Origin of the sequence: Brevibacterium luteolum (assembly GCF_025147615.1) — a bacterium.
Classification (GTDB): Bacteria; Actinomycetota; Actinomycetes; order Actinomycetales; family Brevibacteriaceae; genus Brevibacterium; species Brevibacterium luteolum.
In genome coordinates this window covers 19,963-41,212 of the sequence record NZ_JALXPM010000012.1, presented here as the reverse complement: position 1 = coordinate 41,212, position 21,250 = coordinate 19,963, and the positions used below count along the sequence as shown (strand labels likewise).

Genomic DNA, 21,250 nt, shown 5'->3' with positions numbered 1-21,250 from the left:
AGCACAATCACACTGCGTGCGCGGGATTCACCTGCCTGACGATGTGGCCAAACCGCCGAAGGATACTAAAGTGAGGAATGGTCGACATGCGCTGGAGCCATGCCAGCCCAGCGGTCCGCACTCAGGTGGGGACCGCCTCGGCGGCGGTGACCCCAGCCATCCGCAGAAGGAGCACCCGGCACACGGGCCCGACCCCGCGCCGGGGCACCAACACTGACGTTAGGAACTCACGTGGATCTTTTTGAGTATCAGGCCCGTGACCTGTTCGAGAAGCACGGTGTGCCCGTGCTCGGCGGACGGGTCGCTGAGACGCCGGAGGAAGCACAGTCCGCAGCCCAGGAGCTCGGCGGCGGCACCGTCGTCGTCAAGGCCCAGGTCAAGACCGGCGGCCGCGGCAAGGCCGGCGGCGTCAAGCTCGCCAAGTCACCCGAGGACGCCCGTGCCAAGGCCGAGGAGATCCTCGGACTCGACATCAAGGGCCACACGACCGAAAAGGTCATGATCGCCGAAGGCGCCGACATCGCCGAGGAGTACTACTTCTCGATCCTGCTCGACCGCGCCAACCGCTCCTACCTCGCCATGTGCTCCAAGGAAGGCGGCGTCGAGATCGAGACGCTGGCCAAGGAGCGCCCCGAAGCGCTCGCCAAGGTCGACGTCAACCCGCTGACCGGCATCGACGATGCCAAGGCCGCCGAGATCGCCTCCGAAGCCGGCTTCGACGGTGAGGACGCGAAGAAGGTCGCGGAGGTCTTCACGCAGCTGTGGACCGTCTACGCCGAAGAGGACGCCACCCTCGTCGAGGTCAACCCGCTGGTCAAGACCGGCGACGGGAAGATCATCGCACTCGACGGCAAGATCACCCTCGACGACAACGCCTCTTTCCGCCACGAGGACCACGAAGAGCTGCGCGACATCAGCGCTGAGGATCCCCTCGAGCTCAAGGCCAAGAAGCTCGACCTCAACTACGTCAAGCTCGACGGCGAGGTCGGCGTCATCGGCAACGGCGCAGGACTCGTCATGTCGACCCTCGACGTCGTCGCCTACGCCGGTGAGGAGCACGGCGGCGTGAAGCCGGCGAACTTCCTCGACATCGGCGGCGGCGCCTCGGCTGAGGTCATGGCCAACGGACTCGACGTCATCCTCGGCGACGACCAGGTCAAGAGCGTCTTCGTCAACGTCTTCGGCGGCATCACCGCCTGCGACGCGGTCGCCAACGGCATCGTCAAGGCTCTCGAGATCCTCGGCGACACGGCTTCGAAGCCGCTCGTCGTCCGCCTCGACGGCAACAACGTCGATGAGGGCCGCAAGATCCTCGACGACGCCAACCACCCGCTGGTGACCCTGACCGACACGATGGACGGCGGCGCCGACAAGGCAGCCGAACTCGCCGCCAGCCGCTGATCCCATCCGAAAGGCTTAAGAATCATGTCGATTTTCCTCCACTCTGACTCGAAGATCATCGTGCAGGGCATCACCGGCGGTGAAGGCACCAAGCACACCGCCCGGATGCTCGCAGCCGGATCGCAGATCGTCGGCGGCGTCAACGCCCGCAAGGCCGGCACCACCGTGTCCCACAAGGACAAGGACGGCAAGGACATCGAGCTGCCCGTCTTCGAAACCGTCGCTGAGGCGATGGAGAAGACCAGCGCCGACGTCTCCGTGGCCTTCGTGCCGCCGGCCTTCTCGAAGGACGCCGCGTTCGAAGCCATCGATGCCGGTATCGGACTGCTTGTCATCATCACCGAGGGCATCCCGGCCCAGGACTCCGCCCAGATCTGGGCGCACGCCTGCGAGAAGGGCAACAAGACCCGCATCATCGGCCCGAACTGCCCGGGCATCATCAGCCCCGAGCAGTCGCTGGCCGGCATCACCCCGGCCAACATCACCAACCGCGGCAAGCTCGGCCTGGTGTCGAAGTCGGGCACGCTGACCTACCAGATGATGTACGAGCTGCGTGACCTCGGCTTCACCACCTGCATCGGCATCGGTGGTGACCCGATCATCGGCACCACCCACATCGATGCGCTCGAAGCGTTCCAGAACGACGACGAGACCGAAGCCATCGTGATGATCGGCGAGATCGGCGGTGACGCTGAGGAGCGTGCCGCCGAGTACATCAAGGCCAATGTCACCAAGCCGGTCGTCGGCTACGTTGCCGGCTTCACCGCGCCCGAGGGCAAGACCATGGGCCATGCCGGCGCGATCGTCTCCGGGTCCTCCGGCACCGCCGAGGCGAAGAAGGAAGCGCTCGAAGCTGCAGGCGTCAAGGTCGGCAAGACCCCGTCCGAGACGGCACGCATCATGCGCGAGATCCTCGGCTGAGTGAGCTGATGCGCTGAGAGCTGCTGCGGCTGACAGCCGGTGCGCTGGTAGCTGCGTGCAGTTCAACTGCTTGAATCTGCGGGCCCTGGTCATGACGACCGGGGCCCGCAGTGCTGTACAGGGGACTGGGACGGGTCGATCTGAGGCTTGTCGTCCTCTGTGCAGGCGGGGTGTGAAAAGACTGGTCGAAGTTTGGCTCTCGAAGTGGTCGACCAGGGTCAAAATGTGACCAGTCTTTTCGTTGTGCCCCGTTGTGACGCGCTTCTTCTTGCGTCTCGAGAGCGATACTCTGCGCACTGACTTTGGGCGTCTGCGACTATCCACAACCGAGAACAACTGCTCGCTCCACCGCGAGGCTCGGCCCAAGCTACGCAACATGAGCAGAAACGCCGCCCAAAACCGGAACCACAATCCTGACCTCGACCGAACGCCGGTCTCATCATCGTCCCCGGCAGGCAAGAGCATCTCGCACTATGCCATGTACCGAAGTCGGAATCGCCTCTCAACCCACTGGCATGGTGTCACGATCGACCCGTCGCAGCCGCGGCTGCCTCCGGGGCCAGCATGGGCTGACGAAGAGTGGTACCGGGCGCGCTTCGAACTCGCATGCCTCAACGCTGTGCGCCCGGACGCCTTGGGCAGTCAGGTTACTGCGGCACTTCTGCGCGGTTGGCCGGTGCCTCGACGGTTGGCAGGGCGAGAGTTGACTGTGACAATCCCTGAAGATCATCGGCTGCGGCGCAAAGGTGTCAGAGCCACGCGTTCGCCACGCTACGCACCCCATGCAATCTACAACGTTCGGCTCAACCGCATGGACTACGTCGTCTACGAACTCGCACGCGTCATGAACGTCGGCGAGCTCGTCTACGTCATCGACGCGATGTGCGGGACGTGGAGGACGAACCCGGTGGCCACAGTCGAGCGGATCAGAGCTGCCGCGCTTGAGGCTCGCAACGTCTTCGGCAAGAAGAACCTGCTCACCGCTCTCGATCTCGCTCGCGACAAGGTCGGCTCACCGCAGGAGACGCGGCTTCGGCTGCACATCGTCGGTGCCGGGCTGCCGACGCCGCTTGTGTGCACGCCGATTCAGCTGCCGCACGCCGAGCAGCTCTACCACCCGGACCTGACCTACCGGGGTTCGCGGATCGCCATCGAGTACGAGGGCGGGCACCATCGCACGGATGCGTGGCAGTGGGACCATGACATCAAGCGCGAGCGCGCCTTCCGCGCCGCCGGGTGGGAGTACTTCCGGGTCACGAAGCGCACCGACATCCCGGAGTTCCTGGCAGACCTCACGGCCGCGCTCGACGAGCGCGCACCGCAGTGGCGCCGCAGCTCGACAGGCTCTGGCCTCAGTTCTTCTTCGCTTTGACGGACACGACCGGCACCTCGGCGCCGAGGATGATGCGCTGGGCGGTCGAGCCCATGATGAGCTTGCCCACCAGCGAGCGCTCACGCGAACCGATGACGATCATCCGCACCTCCGGCGTCGCCTCGGCGAGGGCGAGGATCTCCTCGACCGGGTCGTTGCCGCGCAGGAACTGCTTGAGCTCCTGCCGGATCCCAGCGGCCTCAAGCTTGTCGCCAAGCTCTTTGAGGTCCTCGGCGGTGGCGATGCCCTTCTCCTCGTGCGCTTCCCCGATCCCGGCGTTGAGCACGAGCAGCGCCTCGTCGAACGCCCGCGCCTGCTCGATGCCGAAGTCGACGGCTGCCATGCCTTCGGGGCTGGGGGTGTATCCGACAAGAATGGTCATGCGTCCTGGCTCCTCTGCCGTTGCTCTCGCTGTCGCGCGCGGGAAACGTCCTGCTCACAAGCCTATCGACCGAGGCTGGCGAACAGAAGATGGAACCAGGCGTTTCATCGGTCACATCCGCACGCTCCCCGGACTGGTGGGAGACTGGTGGGCATGGTCCAGTCTCTGCTGCCGGTTGCCTGCGTGCCCGATCACACCGCTCTGCGCGCCCGCCTCGGCCCCGCCGCCGAGGTGGTGGCCCGGTTGTGGCCGGACTGGCCGGCCGGGCATGGAACCTCCCGGCTGGTGTGCGAGTACCTGCTCGGCCGCAGCCGCGGCTGGCTCGACATCTCCGGGCGCCCCCAGAGTGGGGAGCAGGGGGAACAGGCGGAGACCGCGCGGTCGCCGCGGCCGACGGTCGTCATCGACGATGCCGACGGCGCACTGTTGGCCGCCGCAACCGTCGCGGGCCCTGCGATCACTGCCTACTGGGATGACCTGCGTGGCGAGCGTCGGGGGAGCGCGGTCGCAGGTCTCCTCACTGAGGCAGGCCTGCCGCAGCCGCACATCGCGGCTGAGCTCGGGCACGTCGGAGCACCCGGCGGCCCGGAGATCTTCCCGCCTGGCTGCCGGGTCGTGCTGGCGGCACCGAAGGCGACGGCCGCGCTGCGGGAGTACCTGCAGGCGGCCGCCGGGTTGGCTGAGGAGTTCATCGTCGTCGGCCGGGAGAAGCACATGAGCACGGCGATCAACGAGGAGCTGGCCGAGGTGTTCGACCGAGTCGACGTCTCACCCGGGCTGGCGAAGTGCCGGCTCATCATCGGCAGCCACCCGCGTGGCGGCAGCGGTGCTGGACCGGCCGAGGCTGCCCCGGTGTTCCCGCGCAGCGACATCCGGCCGCTGCGCGTGCCCGGTGCAGCACCCCTCGAGGTCGCGGCCTACGGCGCCTGCTACGGCGGCACCCAGATCGATCACGGCACCGACGTGCTCGTCACCAGCCTCATCGACCACCGCGCCAAGCTCACTCCTGCTGCCGGCAGTCACGATTCTGCCGGGCTCACGGTCGCCGACCTCGGCTGCGGCAACGGCTGGCTGCTGGCCAACCTCCAGGGGCTGCTGAACCCAGCCACGAGCATCGGGATCGACGTGTCCAAAGCCGCCCTCGCCTCGGCCACGGCCACCTTGAGCACAGGCAACCCGGACGTCCAGCTCGTCCTTGCCGACGCCTCAGCCGAGACCGACCCGGCACTCGATGCGCTTGCCGGCAGCTGCGATCTCATCGTGCTCAACCCGCCTTTCCACACCGGGCACACGATCGAAACCGGCACCGCACACGCAATGATCCGCACAGCCCACCGGATGCTGAAACCTGGTGGGAGACTCGTCTGCGTCTACAACTCCCACCTCGGTTACCGTGGTGCGGTCGAGCGGACGTTCGGGGCCAGCCGGCAGTGGGCCAGGGACCGCAAATTCACCGTCGTCACCGCCGTGCGAGGAGCCTGACCGAGGCTGCGCTGCGGGGTGGTGCGTTGTATAGGATGGTGAGCACTGCAACCTACCTGAAGGATGTGAGCCGGCGTGAGCGGCATCTGCGGACAGATCTCGACAGCCCAGGCACCACACAGGGACGCGAAGGCCGCGGTTGAGGCCATGAGCAAGGCGATGGCCGGCCGTGGCCCTGACGGTGACGGCATCATCGACGACGGGCGGGTCGCACTCGGCCACCAGCGTCTGGCGGTCATCGACCTCGGGGAGACCGGCGCGCAGCCGATGCACGACCCCGATGTGCGCATGACGATCGTGCTCAACGGCGCGATCTACAACTACGAAGAGCTGCGCGAGGAGCTCCACGGACTCGGCCACACCTTCCGCTCCAGCTCCGACACCGAGGTGGTGCTCAAGGCCTTCGCCGAATGGCGCGAGAAGGCCCTCGAGAAGTTCCAGGGCATGTTTGCGCTGGCCATCCACGAAGAGGAGTCCGGGCGCGTATTCATCGCCCGCGACCGGATGGGCGTGCGCCCGGTGTACTTCGCCGAGGTCGACGGCGCCTTCCGCTTCGCCTCCACCCTGCCGGCGCTGCTGGCTGCCGGCGGCATCGACACCCGCATCGACCCGGTGGCGCTCAACCATTACATGACCTTCCACGCCGTGGTGCCCTCGCCGTTCACCATGCTCCAGGGCGTGCGCAAGCTGCCGCCGGCGACCTACATGTGGGTCGAGACCGATGGTTCGCAGACGCAGACGCAGTACTGGCAGCCGCTGTACGGCACCGGTGAGGACAAGGCCGACTGGTCCGAAACCGACTGGCAGGACGCGATCTACGACAGCCTGCGCGAAGCCGTGCGCCGCCGGCTGGCCGCCGATGTGCCCGTCGGCGTGCTGCTCTCCGGCGGCCTGGATTCCAGCCTCATCGTCGGGCTCATGGACGAGCTCGGGCAGAAGGACATCGAGACCTTCTCGATCGGCTTCGAGTCCTTCGGCGGTGAAGAGGGAGACGAGTTCAAGTACTCCGACGTCATCGCCGAGCACTTCAAGACCAACCACCACCAGCTGCGCATCTCCACCGACCGGATGCTGCCGGCCCTCGACGAGGCGATCGGGGTCATGAGCGAGCCGATGGTCAGCCACGACGCGGTCGCCTTCTACCTGCTGAGCCAGGAGGTCGCCAAGCACGTCAAAGTCGTGCAGTCCGGGCAGGGGGCCGACGAGGTGTTCGCCGGCTACCACTGGTACCCGCCGATGTACGAAGCCGGCGACGACGTCGAGGCTGCGCTCGCCAGCTACCAGCAGTCGTTCTTCGACCGCAGCTACGAGGAGATGGGCCAGCTCGTCTCCCCGCAGTTCATGACCGGCTCCGATGTCTCCACCGAGTACGTCGACGCCCACTTCCGCAGCCCGGGTGCGACCACCGGCATCGACCGGGCGCTGCGCATCGACACGACGATCATGGCCGTCGACGACCCGGTCAAGCGCGTGGACAACATGACGATGGCCGCAGGGCTCGAGGCGCGCATGCCGTTCCTCGACCACGACCTCGTCCAGCTCGCCGCCGAATGCCCCGCCGAGTACAAGACCGCCCAGGAGGGCAAGGGCATCCTCAAGGAGGTCGGCCGCCGGGTCATCCCGAGCGAGGTCATCGACCGGCCCAAGGGCTACTTCCCGGTCCCGGCGCTCAAGCACCTGCAGGGCCCGTATCTGGAGAAGGTCCGCGAGGCGATCTCCGGCCAGGTCGCCCGCGACCGCGGCCTGTTCCAGCCGGCCGCCGTCGAGGCGCTGCTCGAGGCCCCGAACGACAACCTCACTCCGCTGCGCGGCAACCGGCTGTGGCAGATCGCCCTGCTCGAACTCTGGCTGCAGAACCACGGCATCACCGGCCCGGCAGCCTGACCCACCGACTTCACGCCGAGACCACCGGGCTGGGCAGGGATCCCGGCCCGGTGGCTGAAGGCACATCCCGGCAGGAGGGACCTTGAAGCACGACGTCATCCAGGAGCTCGGCTGGGGCCGGCTCGTCTTCGGCCAGACCTTCTCAGAGATCGAGGAGATCGGCCGGGTGCTGCGCGATGAAGCAGGCGGCACCCGCGATATCTGCATGTACCTTTCGGATCCGCATGTGCTCGTGGCGCTGCATCCGGAGGAGTACTTCATTGACCCGAGCCACACCTACCGGCTCGATCTGGAGAACCGGCTTCCCGATCCGGCCGAGGTGCCCGGCGTGCGGGTGCGTTCCATCGAGACGGAGGCCGACTGCGAGGCGATCAACCGCATCTACGTCACCCGCTCGATGGTCCCAGCCGATGTCAGCGTCATCTGGGACAACCACCGCAACGCCGAATCGATGCACTACCTCGTCGCCGAGGACGAATCGACCGGCGAGATCATCGGCACCGTCACCGGTGTCGACCACTCCGAGCTGTTCGACGACCCCGAGCGCGGCTCCTCGCTGTGGACGCTGGCGGTCGATACGACCAGCGGCCACCGCGGCCTCGGCCGGTTCCTCGTCGTCGCACTCGCCCGCCTGCTGGCCGAACGCGGTGCGGCATTCATGGACCTGTCGGTGATGTGGAACAACGAAGCCGCCATCAGCCTGTACGAGCACATGGGCTTCACCCGCATGCCGATCTACGGCGTCAAGCGCAAGAACGCCATCAACGAGCAGCTCTACGCCCAGCCGCGCATCGAGGGCCTCGACGAGCTCAACCCGTACGCCCGCATCATCGCCGATGAGGCCACCCGACGCGGCATCCGCGTCAGCGTCCTCGATGCCGACACCGGCTACATCCAGCTCGAATTCGGCGGCCGGACCGTCATCACCCGCGAGTCGCTGTCGCAGTACACTTCGGCGGTGGCGATGAGCCGGTGCGAGGACAAGCGCGTGACCCGCAAGATCGTCGAAGCCGCCGGCGTGCGCGTCCCGCAGGGCCGCAACGCCACCTTCGACGAAGGCGACGTCGACTTCCTCGACGAGTACGGTCCGCTGGTCGTCAAGCCGGTGCGCGGCGAGCAGGGGGCTGGCATCACGATCGGCGTGCAGACGGAGAAGCAGCTCAAGGACGCACTCGGCCGCGCCGGAGGCGAGGGCTCCGAGGTGCTGCTCGAGGAGTTCTGCGAAGGTGAGGACCTGCGCATCCTCGTCATCACCGGCCGCGTCATCGCCGCAGCGATCCGACGGCCGGCCGCCGTCGTCGGCGACGGCAAGACCCCGGTCGCCGAGCTCATCCGTAAGCAGTCCAAGCGCCGGGCAGCAGCCACCGGCGGGGAGTCAAAGATCCCGCTCGATGAGTCGACCGAGGCGACAGTGCGCGAGGAGGGCTACAGCCTCGACGACATCCTCGAACCCGGCAAGCGACTGCAGGTCAGGCGCACCGCCAACCTCCACACCGGCGGCACCATCCACGACGTCACCGACCGCCTGCACCCGGAGCTGGCGAGGGCCGCGATCACCGCCGCAGCGGCCATCGACATCCCGGTCACCGGCATCGACCTGCTCGTCCCCGACGTCGAGGGCCCCGACTACGTCTTCATCGAAGCCAATGAGCGCCCCGGGCTGGCCAATCACGAGCCGCAGCCGGTCGCCGCCGAATTCGTCGACTACCTGTTTCCCAACTCCAAGCGCACCCCGTGGGCGTGGGAGCCGGACAAGCCCGCCGATCCGACGAACTGACACCGGCCAGCCCGGAGAACCGGCACCGACCGGCCCAGCGACCTGATCCACCGAGCCCGAGGCGGGGGCTGAGTGCGTGCCGGGAGCCGCCTCGAAAGGCCCTCAAGACTCTGACATGCGGCTGGCCACAGCGCCTGCGGGCGCTATGGTGGCCACTGTGCGGGCATGCCCGGCATGCCCGCCACCGTCCGCAGAGCCGACCGGCTGTGCGGACGCCCCCTTGAGCACGACAGAAGGAGGAGTCAGAGTGCCCCACGACGACACCGCCGACAGCGCCTACAACGTCGCTGAACTCGGCAACGACAATGCCACCGGATTCACTGATCTCACACCCGGAGTCATCGACCAGGGGTGGATGCTCGACATCCTCTTCCGCCTGCTGCGCACCCCCTCTCCCTCGGGACGCACCGATGCCGTCATGCAGTTCATCGGCGACATCGTCGCCGACCTCGGCCTCAACGCCCAGCTCACCCGCCAGGGTGCGCTCATCGTCGAACTGCCTGCCGCCTCGGGCACGGATGACGGGGAGGCCGACGACGCTGACCTGCATGAGGAGATCGACGCCGAGCGCTGCATCGTCGTCCACGCCGACACGATCGGCTGCATGGTCTCGAAGCTCAAGGACAATGGCCGGCTGTCGGTCGTGCCGGTCGGCACCTTCTCCTCCCGGTTCGCCGAAGGGGCGCGCGTGCAGATCATCACCGAGTTCCCCGATGTCGTCTACACCGGTACGATTCTGCCCCTCAAGACCTCCGGCCACGCCTACGGCGACGAGGTCGATGAGCAGCCGGTGAGCTGGGATGAGGTCGAGGTGCGCGTCGACGAGGCCGTCAGCGACAAGGCCGGCCTGGAGGGGCTCGGCATCGAGGTCGGCAACACGGTCGCGCTCATGACGCATTCGTCGATGTCGAAGTCCGGCTACATCAACTCCCGCCACCTCGACGGCAAGGCCGGTGTGGCGATCGCACTCGCCGCAGCCAAGAGCGCGATCGACGGGAAGCTGCGGCTGCCGGTGAAGACGACGATCCTCGTGACGATCTTCGAGGAGGTCGGCCACGGCGCCTCGGCCGGTGTGTCACAGAACGTCGCCGAGCTCGTCTCGATCGACAACGCGGTGTGTGCGCCGAACCAGAACTCGCTCGAGCGCGGGGTGACTATCCCGCTCAAGGACATGCACGGCCCCTTCGACTACCACCTGACCCGCAAGCTCATCCGGCTCGGACAGCGCCACGGCCTCGACATGGCCCGCGACATCTTCACCTACTACCGCTCCGATGTCGCCGCCGCGCTGGAGGCAGGAGCCGGTGCGCGTGCGGCACTCATGGCGTTCGGGCTCGACGGTTCGCACGGCTGGGAGCGCACTCACGTCGATTCGCTCATCCAGTGCGCGAAGCTTGTGACCCTGTGGCTGCAGACGCCGCTGACGCTGGAGAAGTGGGATGAGCACCGCCTCGGCGGGCTGCGCGACTTCCCGTCCCAGCGCCAGCCGGCCATCGCTGAGCGGGTCGGCGACCGGCAGCATGAGGGTGCGATCTCCAATGTGCCGCGCTATCGCGGCGCCGATGAGCCGGTCGATGCCAACGGGGTCGGCCCGGAGGGCTGGGATGAGGAGTGAGCGCCGGTCCCGGGGCCGGCGCGCTTGGGGGCTGCGATACGGCCAAGGGGACCACGGTGCGCGAGGAGGGACTCGAACCCTCACGTCCGCAGACACTGGAACCTAAATCCAGCGCGTCTACCAATTCCGCCACTCGCGCGAAGCGCTCACCAGCTTAGACCAGCCGCCTGCCCGACGGCGAACCGGCTCGGCACACGGCGAGGGAAGCAGATCCCCCGCGTGTGCCGGGCTGGTTGCGTCAGGTCTGCCGGCCCCGAGGTGCGGGTCCGGTCCCGAGGCCTGGGCCCGGTTCCGAGTTTCGGGTCGGCTGGCCGTCGGGTCAGCCGTCGTCGATGCCGAGCTGCTTGCGCAGCCGGGCCACGTGGCCGGTGGCCTTGACGTTGTACTGGGCGTGCTCGACCGTGCCGTCGGCGTCGACGACGACAGTGGAGCGGATGACACCCTGGACGATCTTGCCGTAGTTCTTCTTCTCCCCGAAGGCGCCCCATTCGGTCATGACCGCCTTGTCGGCATCGGAGAGCAGCGGGAAGTTCAACGACTCCTTCTCAGTGAACGTCGCAAGCTTCTCGGGCTTGTCCGGGGAGATGCCGAGGACCTGCAGGCCAGCACCCTGGAGGGCGGCGAGCGAATCGCGGAAGTCGCAGGCCTGGGTGGTGCAGCCTGGGGTCATGGCAGCAGGGTAGAAGTACACGACGACGCGCTGGCCGCGGAAGTCCGAGAGCGTCACCTCCGAGCCGTCCGCTGCGGGCAGGGTGAAATCAGGGGCGGTGTCGCCGACCTCAAGACGGGGCATGCTCATTCCTTTCAGGTGCACGGGTGCCGCGTTCACAGCTGCGGCGCTCGACTCGTCGAACGCCGGTTCCACCATATCCGGCGTGAACCGGTAAGCTCTAGAAGCAGAGACAATGATGTGGGACGACGGCATCTGCCGCCACTGTCTGGGCACCTGCCGGTCTCCTGCACGCCAGCCCCTTCGTGAGTGAGGAAGCATCCTGATGAGCAGCAATGTTTACACCTCCGACGTCACCGTCGACAGCGCCAATAAGTCCCAGCTCGAAGAGTCGATCCGACTGCGCGAACAGCGGCTGGCTGCCAATATCGACGAGTTCGTCGGCCGGGTGCATCCGAAGGCGCTGACCCGTCGCGCCACCGACAACGCCAAGTCCGTCGTCATCAACGACGACGGTTCGGTCAAGGCCGACCGCGTCGCTCTCATCGGCGGTGCCGTGCTCGCCTCGGCCGCGCTGGTCACCCTGCTTGTCCTTAGGGCCAAGCGCTGAACGTGGGCCAGACATCGTCGCTACCCATCCGCATGCTCCACGACCGGCTCCTCGTCGAGCCGGACGCGGAGCTCGGTGAGCGCACCTCGGCTGCCGGTATCGTCATCCCGGCCACGGCTGAGGTGGGCAAGCGGCTGGCATGGGGCAGCGTCGTGGCAGCCGGCCCTCATGTCCGGCAGGTGCAGCTGGGAGACACCGTGCTCTTCGATCCTGAGGAGCGCGCTGAGGTCGAGCTCGAGGCCACGACGTACATGCTGCTGCGGGAGCGGGACGTCCATGCGATCTCCGAGCAGAGAGCCTCAGAATCAACTGGCCTGTACCTCTAGTGCGTGAACCTCACCACATTCGGCGCTGAGGCTTGGATCTGATTTTGCAAGCCGCCGACGGATGTGTAGAGTTGTCTCTCGTTCGCACCTCTAGCTCAATTGGTAGAGCAACTGACTCTTAATCAGTGGGTTCCGGGTTCGAGTCCCGGGGGGTGTACAGATCCTTCGAAGAACCCGCTGTCCAGCGTTGCTGGACAGCGGGTTCTCTGCTGTGACCCGGCGGTCGTTGACGAGAGCCGAAACGTGGATTGCCCGTCAGGGGCTAACGTCTCCTTCGGCTCAGTCCGCGGATCCGGTCAGCGTTGATCGGCGTGCGCTGAGTCTGGGGCCTGGCGCTCTCTGGCCTGGGGCTCAGGGGTCGGGGCGACATCTTGTCAGCTGCCGGGCGGCGCTGATTGCTCCGGTCCGGGCGAGTTTGATAACGATCAGGTAACGCACATGGGGAACTCAGGAGATTGACATTATAATGAAATCAACTTCATCCGTATATATGTCGATATCAGCTCCACCCCGATGCGCTCGCGTGACGTTCGGCCGAGGCATCCCTGACTGATCAGAATCAGGTGGCTCATGCCCTCTCTGCACACCTCCCGGCGACCCTACTGGCGCGTCAGTCTCCGCGAGATATGGCGGCAGGCTGCTCATACTCCCATCTTCAAGACCGTGGCCGGGGCGCTGGCTCTGGCGCTCGCGGTCGGGCTCGGCGTCGTTGCCGGCGTCATCGTGCCGGCAGGTGAGGCTGAGGCCAAGCCCATCACGCCGATGTCGCAGCGCTACAACGCCACTGTCAACGGCGACTTCCTCATGGTGGGCAATGGTGCCCTCGAGTGCGATAAGACGAAACCGACATGGCGCACCGATGCCAACTGCACCGGCCTGCACGGCGGCTCCGCGAGCAACTCTCCGAATGACTTCCTGTGGATGAAGAACAGCGTCAACGGTGCTGCCGGCATGGGTGCGAACTCCTCCTCAGCGAGCGTCACCGTGCCGGCCGGAGCGAAAGTCGTCAAAGCGCAGCTGTACTGGTCGGGCAACACCGGCTACGTCAACGGGGTCGCCGGTGTGCGCTGCACGGCGAACGCGCGCGGCACCCTGCCGGACTGGGTGGCCAGTGAGGGCAGCCCGCAGTCGACGCGGCCGCGCATCTCCGTCGCCGGCAGCGCACCGGTGTCGGTCGATGTCGGGCGCTACACGCAGGAGAGCAACGCTGACCTGGGCAGCAACGGCATTCAGTACTACTCCGCCTCAGCCGACGTCACCGCACAGTTCGCCAATGTGCCCACCGGTTCAGCACAGACCGTGACGGTCGGTAACCTGTGGTCGGTCCAGGGATACGGCTGCTACACCGGCTGGTCGCTGGCGGTCGTGTACGACTTCGGCACATTCGTGCCCGGCAACGCCGCCGCCGCGGCCCGCACTGTCATTCTCTACGACGGTCACGTCCGCAAACAGCCGGGCGAGCAGTCGGAGAACGTCACGTTCGACGGGTTCACCGCCCAGGGCGCCGGAGGTCGCGCCGGGTTCAGCCTGTATGAAGGTGACCGCTCGATCAGCGGCGATACCGCCCGCTACCGGACATCGAGCAGCCCGACGCTGCGCGAGATCCCCAACGCCTACGGGGAGACCGGCAACATCGGTGTGTCCCGGGCTGAAGGCTCTCAGAACTACCGGTCGTACCCGAACTCGAATCCCTTCGTCAACGCCAGCGTCGACGTGCTCACCAGATCGCTGCCCAACGTCAGGGAGGGCGACACGAGCGCCACGCTCAGCCTGTCGACGACCGGTGACTCGTACCTGCTGCAGAACTCGATCTTCTCCGTGCCCACTGGTGCGGTGCGCATCAAAAAGAGCTTCAATGGCACCGACGATACGCAAACCGTCAAGCAGGGGGAGCGGCCGAGCTACACGATCACCGTCACCAACAGCGGATCCACGGACCTGAGAAACGTCCGGGTCGAAGACCCTGCAGCCCCGGAGTGCGCCCGCACGATCGGAAGTATGCCGGCACCGACTGCTGACGGATATGAGCAGACCTACACCTGTGAGGGCCCGGAGACAACGCAACCGCTGACGAACACCGCCTCAGTGAAGGCGACCACGCCGAACGGCGCAGACCTGGCATCCAGTGATACGAGCCAGGTCGAGACAGCTGGCATCGACGTCTCGAAGAACGCCGATCCCACCGTGGTCCCGGCAGGCGAGGACGTCACCTGGACGATCTCGGTGACCAACAGCGGATCCGTTCCGCTGGAGAACGTCACCATCGAAGACAGCGTGCTGGACTCCTGTGACCAGTCAGGCCTGTCGCTGGCACCGTACGAGTCTCGCGAGTTCACCTGCAGCGGCCCGGTCACCGGTGTCACGACCAACAAGGTCACCGCCACCGGTGAGGCCGGATCGCTCACCGTCTCCGACGAAGCGACCGCCAGCGCCTCGGCGATCGCCCTGCAGCTGCAGAAGCAGGCCGGTGCGTTCACCGACGTCGACAACTCCGGCACCCAGAACGCCGGCGACACCATCGAATACACCTTCAAGCTGACGAACTCGGGCTCGGCACCGCTGACGAACCTGTCAGTCTCCGACCCGAAGATCGGTGACATCACCTGCCCATCGGACACCACCCTCGGCGTGGGTGAGAGCATCGACTGCACGGCAGCGACCTACACCCTCACGCAGGCGGACGTCGATGCCGGCAAGGTCGACAACACCGCCACAGCCGAAGCGACCGACCCGAACGGAATCGCCACAGCGAAAGCCGAGAGCTCAGCGACCGCAGAGATCTCCTCGATCTCCTCGATCAACCTGCAGAAGTCCGCTTCGCAGATCACCTCTCCCGACGGCACTCCGCGCGAACCCGAAAACGTGGTTCCCGGCGACACGATCACCTACTCCTTCAGCGTGACGAACACCGGCACCTCGACCCTGCGCGACGTCCGGCTCACCGATGAGCTGCTCGGCATCGACAATGTCGCCTGCCCGATTCCCGGCGGAGCGCTGGCCCCGGGTGAGACCGTCGAATGCCCGTCGGAAACCCACACGATCACGCAGGCCGACCTCGATGACGAGAAGCTGGAGAACACCGCCACCGCGACCGCCCAGCCGCCGCTGGGCGACCGGATCTCCAACGACTCCAGCATCACCGTGCCGGTCGGCAGCGACGCCGGTGCACTGCAGCTGATCAAATCGATCACCGGCGGCAGCGATGCCGACGGCAATGGCCGCGTCAGCGCCGGTGACACCGCTGAATACAGCTTCACTGTCACCAACACCGGCAACGTCACACTGCGAGATCTGGCCATCAGCGACCCGCAGGCACAAGGCGACATCACCTGTGAGGCGACGTCACTCGCCCCGCGCGAATCGACCACCTGCACCGGCGCGTTCCACGTCCTCACCCAGGGCGACCTCGACTCCGGATCGTTCACCAACACCGCCACAGCCACCGGCAGGACTCCGCTGAACCAGGAGGTCAGCGCCGAGGACAGCGTCACCGGCATGGTGACCCCGGCCTCGGGCATCAAGCTGACGAAGACCGTCGCCGACATCCCCGAGGGAGCAGGCGCAGGAACCGACGTGGAGTACACCTTCACCATCGAGAACACCGGCGAGACCACGCTGCGCAACGTCACACTCGAGGACAACCGCCTCGACGCCCCGGCCACCTGCGACCCGGACACGACGACACTCGCCCCGGGAGAGACGCTGACGTGCACCGGCACGCACGCGCTGACCCAGGACGAAGTCGACGCCGGAGTGGTGAGCAACGACGCGCTCGTCACCGGCACCCCGGACAAGGGCGACTCGGTCACCTCCGATGACCACACCGCAGCAGTCATCCCGACGGAACCGAGCATGTCGGCGATGAAGTCCTCCGGTGAGATCGTCGACGCCAACAACAACGGCCGCGTCGATGCCGGGGACACCGTCGACTTCAGCATCACGGTGAAGAACACCTCGACCGTGACGCTGACCGACCTGCGCGTCGAAGACCCGCTCATCTCCGATGAGCCGCTGGAATGCGGCACGACGACGATCGCTCCGCTCGATGAAGTCGTCTGCGGGCCGTTCACCTACACGCTGACGCAGGCTGACATCGACGCCGGCGTTATCGTCAACAACGCTCACGCCGAGGTCACCCCACCGAGTGGGGAGAAGCTCACCGACGACCCGGTCGAGAGCGTCATCATCGAACGGGATCCAGCGATCAGCGTTGAGAAGTCGGTCTCGGATCTGAAGGACACCGACGGCAACGGACCAGACCCCGGTGACACGCTGTCCTACAGCTTCGAGGTCACCAACACCGGCAACACGACCGTGACCGGCATCGAGCTGACCGATGAGATGCTCGGCGGTGTCCTCGAATGCGGAACCGAGTTCCCGACGACGCTCGCACCAGGGGAGTCGGCGACCTGCGGGCCGATCGACTACTTCCTCAGCTTCGACGACGTCGACGCCGAGGGCGTGCGCAACACGGTGAAGGTCACCGGCGACTCCCAGGGCACACCGGTCGAGAGCACCGATGAGCTGCTGACGCCGATCACCGGCGCGACACCGTCGATCGACCTGAAGAAGACCGGTGAGCACTCCGACGTCAACGGCAACGGCATCGTCGACGTCGGTGATGAGATCACCTACACCTTCGATGTCACCAACACCGGTGCGATCACCCTTGCCGACATCGAACTCACCGACCCCCGCCTCGGCGGCGCCGTCGAGTGCCCTGAAGAGGTGCTCGCCTCCGGATCGCAGATGACGTGCACCGGTGCGACGCTGACGATCACCCAGGAGGACATCGACTCCGGGTCCGTCGACAACACCGCCACCGTCAACGGCAAGCCCCTCAACGGAGCCGACGAGGTCACCGACGACGGCAGCTTCAGCCTGCCGGTCACCGGCATCCCGACCTTCACCATGGAGAAGAGCGCGAGCTCCGGTGAGGACCGCGACGGTTCGGGAACCGCGACCCCGGGTGACACCATCGACTACACCTTCGAGGTGACGAACACCGGAATCCTCACGATCTCGAACCTCGCCATCGACGACCCGAAGCTCGGCGAGGTCACCTGTGACCCGTCGACGCTTGCACCGGGTGCCTCGGTGACGTGCACGGCAGAACCGTACGAGATCACGCAGGCCGACATCGACGCCGGAGAGGTGGAGAACACCGCCACCGTCACCGGCACCGGCCCGCACGGCGACGATCCCGAGCCGGTGACCGACTCGGCCGTGCTGCCGCTGCCCAGCGCCCCGGACATCAACCTCGTCAAGACGAGCGGCCGTCCGATCGACGATGACGGCAACGAGGTCGGTGACAGCCCGGACAATCCGGTGCGCGAAGGCAACCGGATCCCGTACACCTTCGAGGTCAAGAACACCGGCAACCTCACCCTGACCGACGTCGTCGTCAACGACGCCACCGTCAGCGACGACCCGATCACCTGTGAGGCCGACACCCTGGCCCCCGGAGAGACGACGACATGCGGGCCGGTGTACTACTCGCTCACGCTCGACGACGTCAACGCCCGCCACGTGCTCAACACGGCAACCGTGACCGGCTCGGCGTCGAACGGTTCTGAAGTCGACGACACCGACACAGTCGACACCGCGTTCTCCGGCCGCGGCGCGCTGATGCTGACGAAGGACAACTCGGGTGTCAACGACATCGACGACAACGGCGTCGACGTCGGCGACACAGTCGACTGGACCTTCACGGTGCGCAACACCGGCACGCAGACCGTCAGCGACATCTGGATCGACGACGAGCTGCTGGCCGACAGCACCATCACCTGTGAAGCCACCGAACTCGCCCCCGGCGAGACGACCGACTGCACCGTCGCCCCGGCCTACGCGCTGACGCAGGCCGACGTCGATGCCGGCATGGTGGAGAACACGGCGATCGCCCGCGGGAAGTTGAGCGAGTTCGACATCGAATCCCCGGAGACGATCTCGACGGTGACCTTCACCGGATACGGTGCCTTCGAACTCGACAAGACCGCCGGAGACGTCGTCGATGCCAACGGCAACGGCTGCACCGATGCCGGTGACACCATCACCTACGGCTTCCGTGTTGAGAACACCGGCAAGACCACGCTGACGTCGGTGAGCCTCGATGATCCGAAGCTCGGTCTCGAAGGCGTGGCCTGTCAGTTGCCCGACGGCGGACTGGCACCAGGTGCCGCCGTCGACTGCGCAGAGCAGACCTACACGCTCACCCAGGCTGACATCGACGCCGGCGAGGCGAAGAACATCGCCACGATCTCCGGTCGCGGTCCCGGCGCCCCGCCGGAGGACTCGACCGATGAGGTGACGAAGGAACTCGACACCGCCAGCGCGATCGGACTGGAGAAGTCCGTCTCCGAGGTCGTCGACACCAACGGCGACGGCCGTGTGAGCGCGGGTGACCAGGTCGAGTACTCCTTCGAGCTGACCAACACCGGTGTCACCACCCTGACCCGGGCGACCCTGACCGATGAGAAGCTCGGACTCGACGGCGTTGAGTGCGCGCTTCCCGACGAGGGCCTGGCACCAGGGGAGAAGGCCACCTGTGACAGCGTCACCTACACGCTCACCCAGGACGACGTCGACGCCGGGAAGGTGACCAACACGGCTACCATCACCGGCACCGACACGAAGGGCACCACCACCTCGGGCAAGGACGACGCCGAACGCACGTTCACCGCCGAGACCGCCCTGAGCCTGGAGAAGCAGGCCGGCGCCGCCACCGACGCCAACGACAACGGCCGCGTCGATGCCGGTGACACGATCGACTACACGTTCACGATCACGAACACTGGTGCGACGACGCTCGATGCGATCAGCCTCGACGACCCGCTGCTCGGCGGCGACCTCAGCTGCCCGGCGCTGCCCGATGAGGGACTGGCGCCAGGCGAGTCGCTCGAGTGCGGACCGCACACGTACACGATCACGCAGGCCGACGTCAATGCCGGTGAGGTGACGAACACAGCGACCGCCGGCGGTGAGCGCGAGGCCGGGGACAACCCGCCGGACGCCACCGACGAGACGCGCACGCCGATCGACGGCAGTGCGAGCCTGGCGGTGATCAAGACCGCCGGCGACATCGTCGACGCCAACGGCAGCGGCAAGGTCGATGCCGGTGACACGATCGAGTACACAGTCGCCGTCGAGAACACCGGCACCCTCACCGTCCGCGACGTCACCGTCACCGACCCGCTGCTCGGCGGGGAGATGACCGACTGCAGCCCAGCCGTCCCGGCCACGCTGCAGCCCGGTGACGACCCGCTGACCTGCACCGGCACCTACACGCTCACGGCTGCCGACCTCGACCGCGGATCGGTCGAGAACACGGCCAAGGCGAGCGGGACGTCAGGACCGGACGACGCACCGGTCGAGGATGAGAACACGATCACGACCCCGGTCGACGGCAACGCGGCAGTCTCGCTGTCGAAGACCGCAGGTGCGGTCGAGGACACCAACGGTAGCGGCCGCATCGATGCGGGTGACCAGGTGAGCTACACGTTCACCATCACCAACACCGGTGACGTCGGCCTGCGCAGCGCCACCCTGACCGACCCGAAGCTCGGCCTCGACGGGCACGACTGCCAGCTGGCAGACACCCTCGAGCCAGGCGAATCGGCAGAGTGCCAGGCGCCGGCCTACACGCTCACGCAGGAGGACATCGACGCCGGAACGGTGGAGAACACCGCGACGGTCGATGCCGTCGACACCCGCGACCGCACGGTCAGCGCCGACGATTCGGCAGACGTGACCTTCGATCGGGAAGGCGGCGTCGAGCTGAAGAAGGAGGCCGGCGAGGTCACCGACGTCGACGGCGACGGCATCGGGGCAGGGGACACGATCTCCTACACCTTCACCGTCACCAACACCGGCACGACGACTCTGACCGACATCGCGGTCACCGACCCGATGCTCGACGGCACCGAGGTCACCTGCGCGCAGACGACCCTGGCGCCAGGGGAGTCGACGCAGTGCGGCCCGGTCGACTACGAGCTCACGCAGGCGGACGCCGATGCCGGTGAGGTGACCAACTCCGCGAACGTCACCGGCAAGCGGCCGGACGGCGAGACCGAGACCGACGAGGACTCGATCACGACACCGGTGCCGGCGCAGAAGTCGGTCAAGCTGGAGAAGCACGCCGAGGGTCCGAAGGACACCAACGGCAGCGGCAAGGCCGACGCCGGCGACACCATCGAGTACAGCTTCACCGTCACCAACGACGGCCATGTCACGCTGACCGAGATCGTCATAGACGATCCGCTGCTCGGCGGTGAGATGGCCTGCGACATCGGCACGCTGGCACCCGGAGAATCCGCGGAGTGCGGCCCGTATCCGTACACGATCACCGCCGAGGACATCGCACGCGGCGAGGTCACCAACGACGCCACGGTCATCGGCATCCCCGACGACGGCGACGACGATGACGGCGGCCGCGATGATCACGACAAGCCCAAGCCGCCGCCGACCGAGGACGACGACTCGAAGAAGATCGAGACGGACAAGCTGCCGCGCACCGGCACGGAGATCGCCGCGATGGCGATCCTGGCCGCCCTGCTCATCGGAGCCGGCGTGACCGCCGTGCTCGTGATCCGCAGGCGCCGGCGCAGCTGACCGGCCGCAGGGAGGGCGGGCGCGCCCGAGGCAGTGGTTTCCTTTCGAGCACTGGTCAGGTCGAAAGGAAACCGGTTTCGGCAAGCGGCACCGCAGTCTGACAGCGGCACACGGGCGGTGAGTCTTGAGGACTCACCGCCCGTGGCGTGCGTGGGGGCCTCTCAGGAGCTGTCGCCGGCCGTCAGCCCGTCGGCACGGCTGCT

Annotated in this window: 12 protein-coding genes and 2 tRNA genes; 11 read left to right on the top strand and 3 right to left on the bottom strand. The window is 66.7% G+C overall.

The window, feature by feature from the left end:
- Positions 1 to 231 precede the first annotated feature (231 nt).
- From sucC to M3C25_RS04750, 3 genes are all read left to right on the top strand, one after another.
- Entirely contained in the window at positions 232 to 1,401 is a 1,170-nt protein-coding gene (gene sucC, locus M3C25_RS04760; protein ID WP_259855216.1) for an ADP-forming succinate--CoA ligase subunit beta, read from the top strand.
- 24 nt (positions 1,402 to 1,425) lie between these two features.
- Positions 1,426 to 2,322 carry a succinate--CoA ligase subunit alpha gene (gene sucD / locus M3C25_RS04755; protein ID WP_259855215.1) on the top strand — a complete coding sequence of 299 codons (897 nt, stop codon included), beginning with the start codon at positions 1,426 to 1,428 and terminating at the stop codon, positions 2,320 to 2,322.
- Between the two features lie 811 nt (positions 2,323 to 3,133).
- Positions 3,134 to 3,694: a putative endonuclease domain-containing protein gene (locus M3C25_RS04750; protein WP_259855214.1), complete on the top strand. Its 561-nt coding sequence runs from the start codon at positions 3,134 to 3,136 to the stop codon at positions 3,692 to 3,694.
- Here M3C25_RS04750 and M3C25_RS04745 read toward each other — a convergent pair.
- Positions 3,675 to 4,076 carry a universal stress protein gene (locus M3C25_RS04745; RefSeq protein WP_165882405.1) on the bottom strand — a complete coding sequence of 134 codons (402 nt, stop codon included), beginning with the start codon at positions 4,074 to 4,076 and terminating at the stop codon, positions 3,675 to 3,677. The two genes, M3C25_RS04750 and M3C25_RS04745, sit on opposite strands and share 20 nt — an antisense overlap.
- Before the next feature lie 153 nt (positions 4,077 to 4,229).
- Here M3C25_RS04745 and M3C25_RS04740 point away from each other — a divergent pair, with 153 nt between their 5' ends.
- From M3C25_RS04740 to M3C25_RS04725, 4 genes are all read left to right on the top strand, one after another.
- Positions 4,230 to 5,558, top strand: a complete 1,329-nt coding sequence (locus M3C25_RS04740; protein WP_259855213.1) for a class I SAM-dependent methyltransferase — start codon at positions 4,230 to 4,232, stop codon at positions 5,556 to 5,558.
- Between the two features lie 75 nt (positions 5,559 to 5,633).
- Positions 5,634 to 7,442: an N-acetylglutaminylglutamine amidotransferase gene (locus M3C25_RS04735; RefSeq protein ID WP_259794354.1), complete on the top strand. Its 1,809-nt coding sequence runs from the start codon at positions 5,634 to 5,636 to the stop codon at positions 7,440 to 7,442.
- Between the two features lie 82 nt (positions 7,443 to 7,524).
- Positions 7,525 to 9,219, top strand: coding sequence for an N-acetylglutaminylglutamine synthetase (ngg, locus tag M3C25_RS04730; protein WP_259794352.1), 1,695 nt, complete (start codon positions 7,525 to 7,527; stop codon positions 9,217 to 9,219).
- 247 nt (positions 9,220 to 9,466) lie between these two features.
- Complete coding sequence (locus tag M3C25_RS04725; RefSeq protein ID WP_259794335.1) at positions 9,467 to 10,834, top strand: osmoprotectant NAGGN system M42 family peptidase; 1,368 nt, start codon at positions 9,467 to 9,469, stop codon at positions 10,832 to 10,834.
- A gap of 57 nt (positions 10,835 to 10,891) precedes the next feature.
- On the opposite strand, the gene M3C25_RS04720 is transcribed toward M3C25_RS04725, so the two are convergent.
- Positions 10,892 to 10,973: transfer RNA gene (locus tag M3C25_RS04720), tRNA-Leu, on the bottom strand.
- 180 nt (positions 10,974 to 11,153) lie between these two features.
- Positions 11,154 to 11,627, bottom strand: a complete 474-nt coding sequence (bcp, locus tag M3C25_RS04715) for a thioredoxin-dependent thiol peroxidase (protein WP_102161610.1) — start codon at positions 11,625 to 11,627, stop codon at positions 11,154 to 11,156.
- A gap of 202 nt (positions 11,628 to 11,829) precedes the next feature.
- Between bcp and M3C25_RS04710 the strand changes: the two genes are divergently transcribed.
- The 4 genes from M3C25_RS04710 to M3C25_RS04695 all read left to right on the top strand — a co-directional run bounded on the left by M3C25_RS04710 (position 11,830) and on the right by M3C25_RS04695 (position 21,047).
- Complete coding sequence (locus M3C25_RS04710) at positions 11,830 to 12,114, top strand: DUF3618 domain-containing protein (RefSeq protein ID WP_102161613.1); 285 nt, start codon at positions 11,830 to 11,832, stop codon at positions 12,112 to 12,114.
- 32 nt (positions 12,115 to 12,146) lie between these two features.
- Positions 12,147 to 12,440, top strand: coding sequence for a GroES family chaperonin (locus M3C25_RS04705; protein WP_102161615.1), 294 nt, complete (start codon positions 12,147 to 12,149; stop codon positions 12,438 to 12,440).
- An 84-nt stretch (positions 12,441 to 12,524) separates the two neighbouring features.
- A tRNA-Lys gene (locus tag M3C25_RS04700) sits at positions 12,525 to 12,597 on the top strand.
- A gap of 413 nt (positions 12,598 to 13,010) precedes the next feature.
- On the top strand, positions 13,011 to 21,047 hold the full coding sequence (locus tag M3C25_RS04695; protein WP_259855212.1) for a CLIPPER-2 domain-containing protein: 8,037 nt from the start codon (positions 13,011 to 13,013) through the stop codon (positions 21,045 to 21,047).
- The last annotated feature ends 203 nt before the right edge of the window (positions 21,048 to 21,250 follow it).

Excerpts from the sequence above, each read along its gene's own strand:
- M3C25_RS04705 (WP_102161615.1), top strand. The coding sequence starts at position 12,147 with ATGCTCCACGACCGGCTCCTCGTCGAGCCGGACGCGGAGCTCGGTGAG.
- M3C25_RS04750 (WP_259855214.1), top strand. The coding sequence starts at position 3,134 with ATGGACTACGTCGTCTACGAACTCGCACGCGTCATGAACGTCGGCGAG.
- sucD (WP_259855215.1), top strand. The coding sequence starts at position 1,426 with ATGTCGATTTTCCTCCACTCTGACTCGAAGATCATCGTGCAGGGCATC.
- bcp (WP_102161610.1), bottom strand. The coding sequence starts at position 11,627 with ATGCCCCGTCTTGAGGTCGGCGACACCGCCCCTGATTTCACCCTGCCC.
- M3C25_RS04745 (WP_165882405.1), bottom strand. The coding sequence starts at position 4,076 with ATGACCATTCTTGTCGGATACACCCCCAGCCCCGAAGGCATGGCAGCC.
- M3C25_RS04710 (WP_102161613.1), top strand. The coding sequence starts at position 11,830 with ATGAGCAGCAATGTTTACACCTCCGACGTCACCGTCGACAGCGCCAAT.
- M3C25_RS04740 (WP_259855213.1), top strand. The coding sequence starts at position 4,230 with ATGGTCCAGTCTCTGCTGCCGGTTGCCTGCGTGCCCGATCACACCGCT.
- M3C25_RS04695 (WP_259855212.1), top strand. The coding sequence starts at position 13,011 with ATGCCCTCTCTGCACACCTCCCGGCGACCCTACTGGCGCGTCAGTCTC.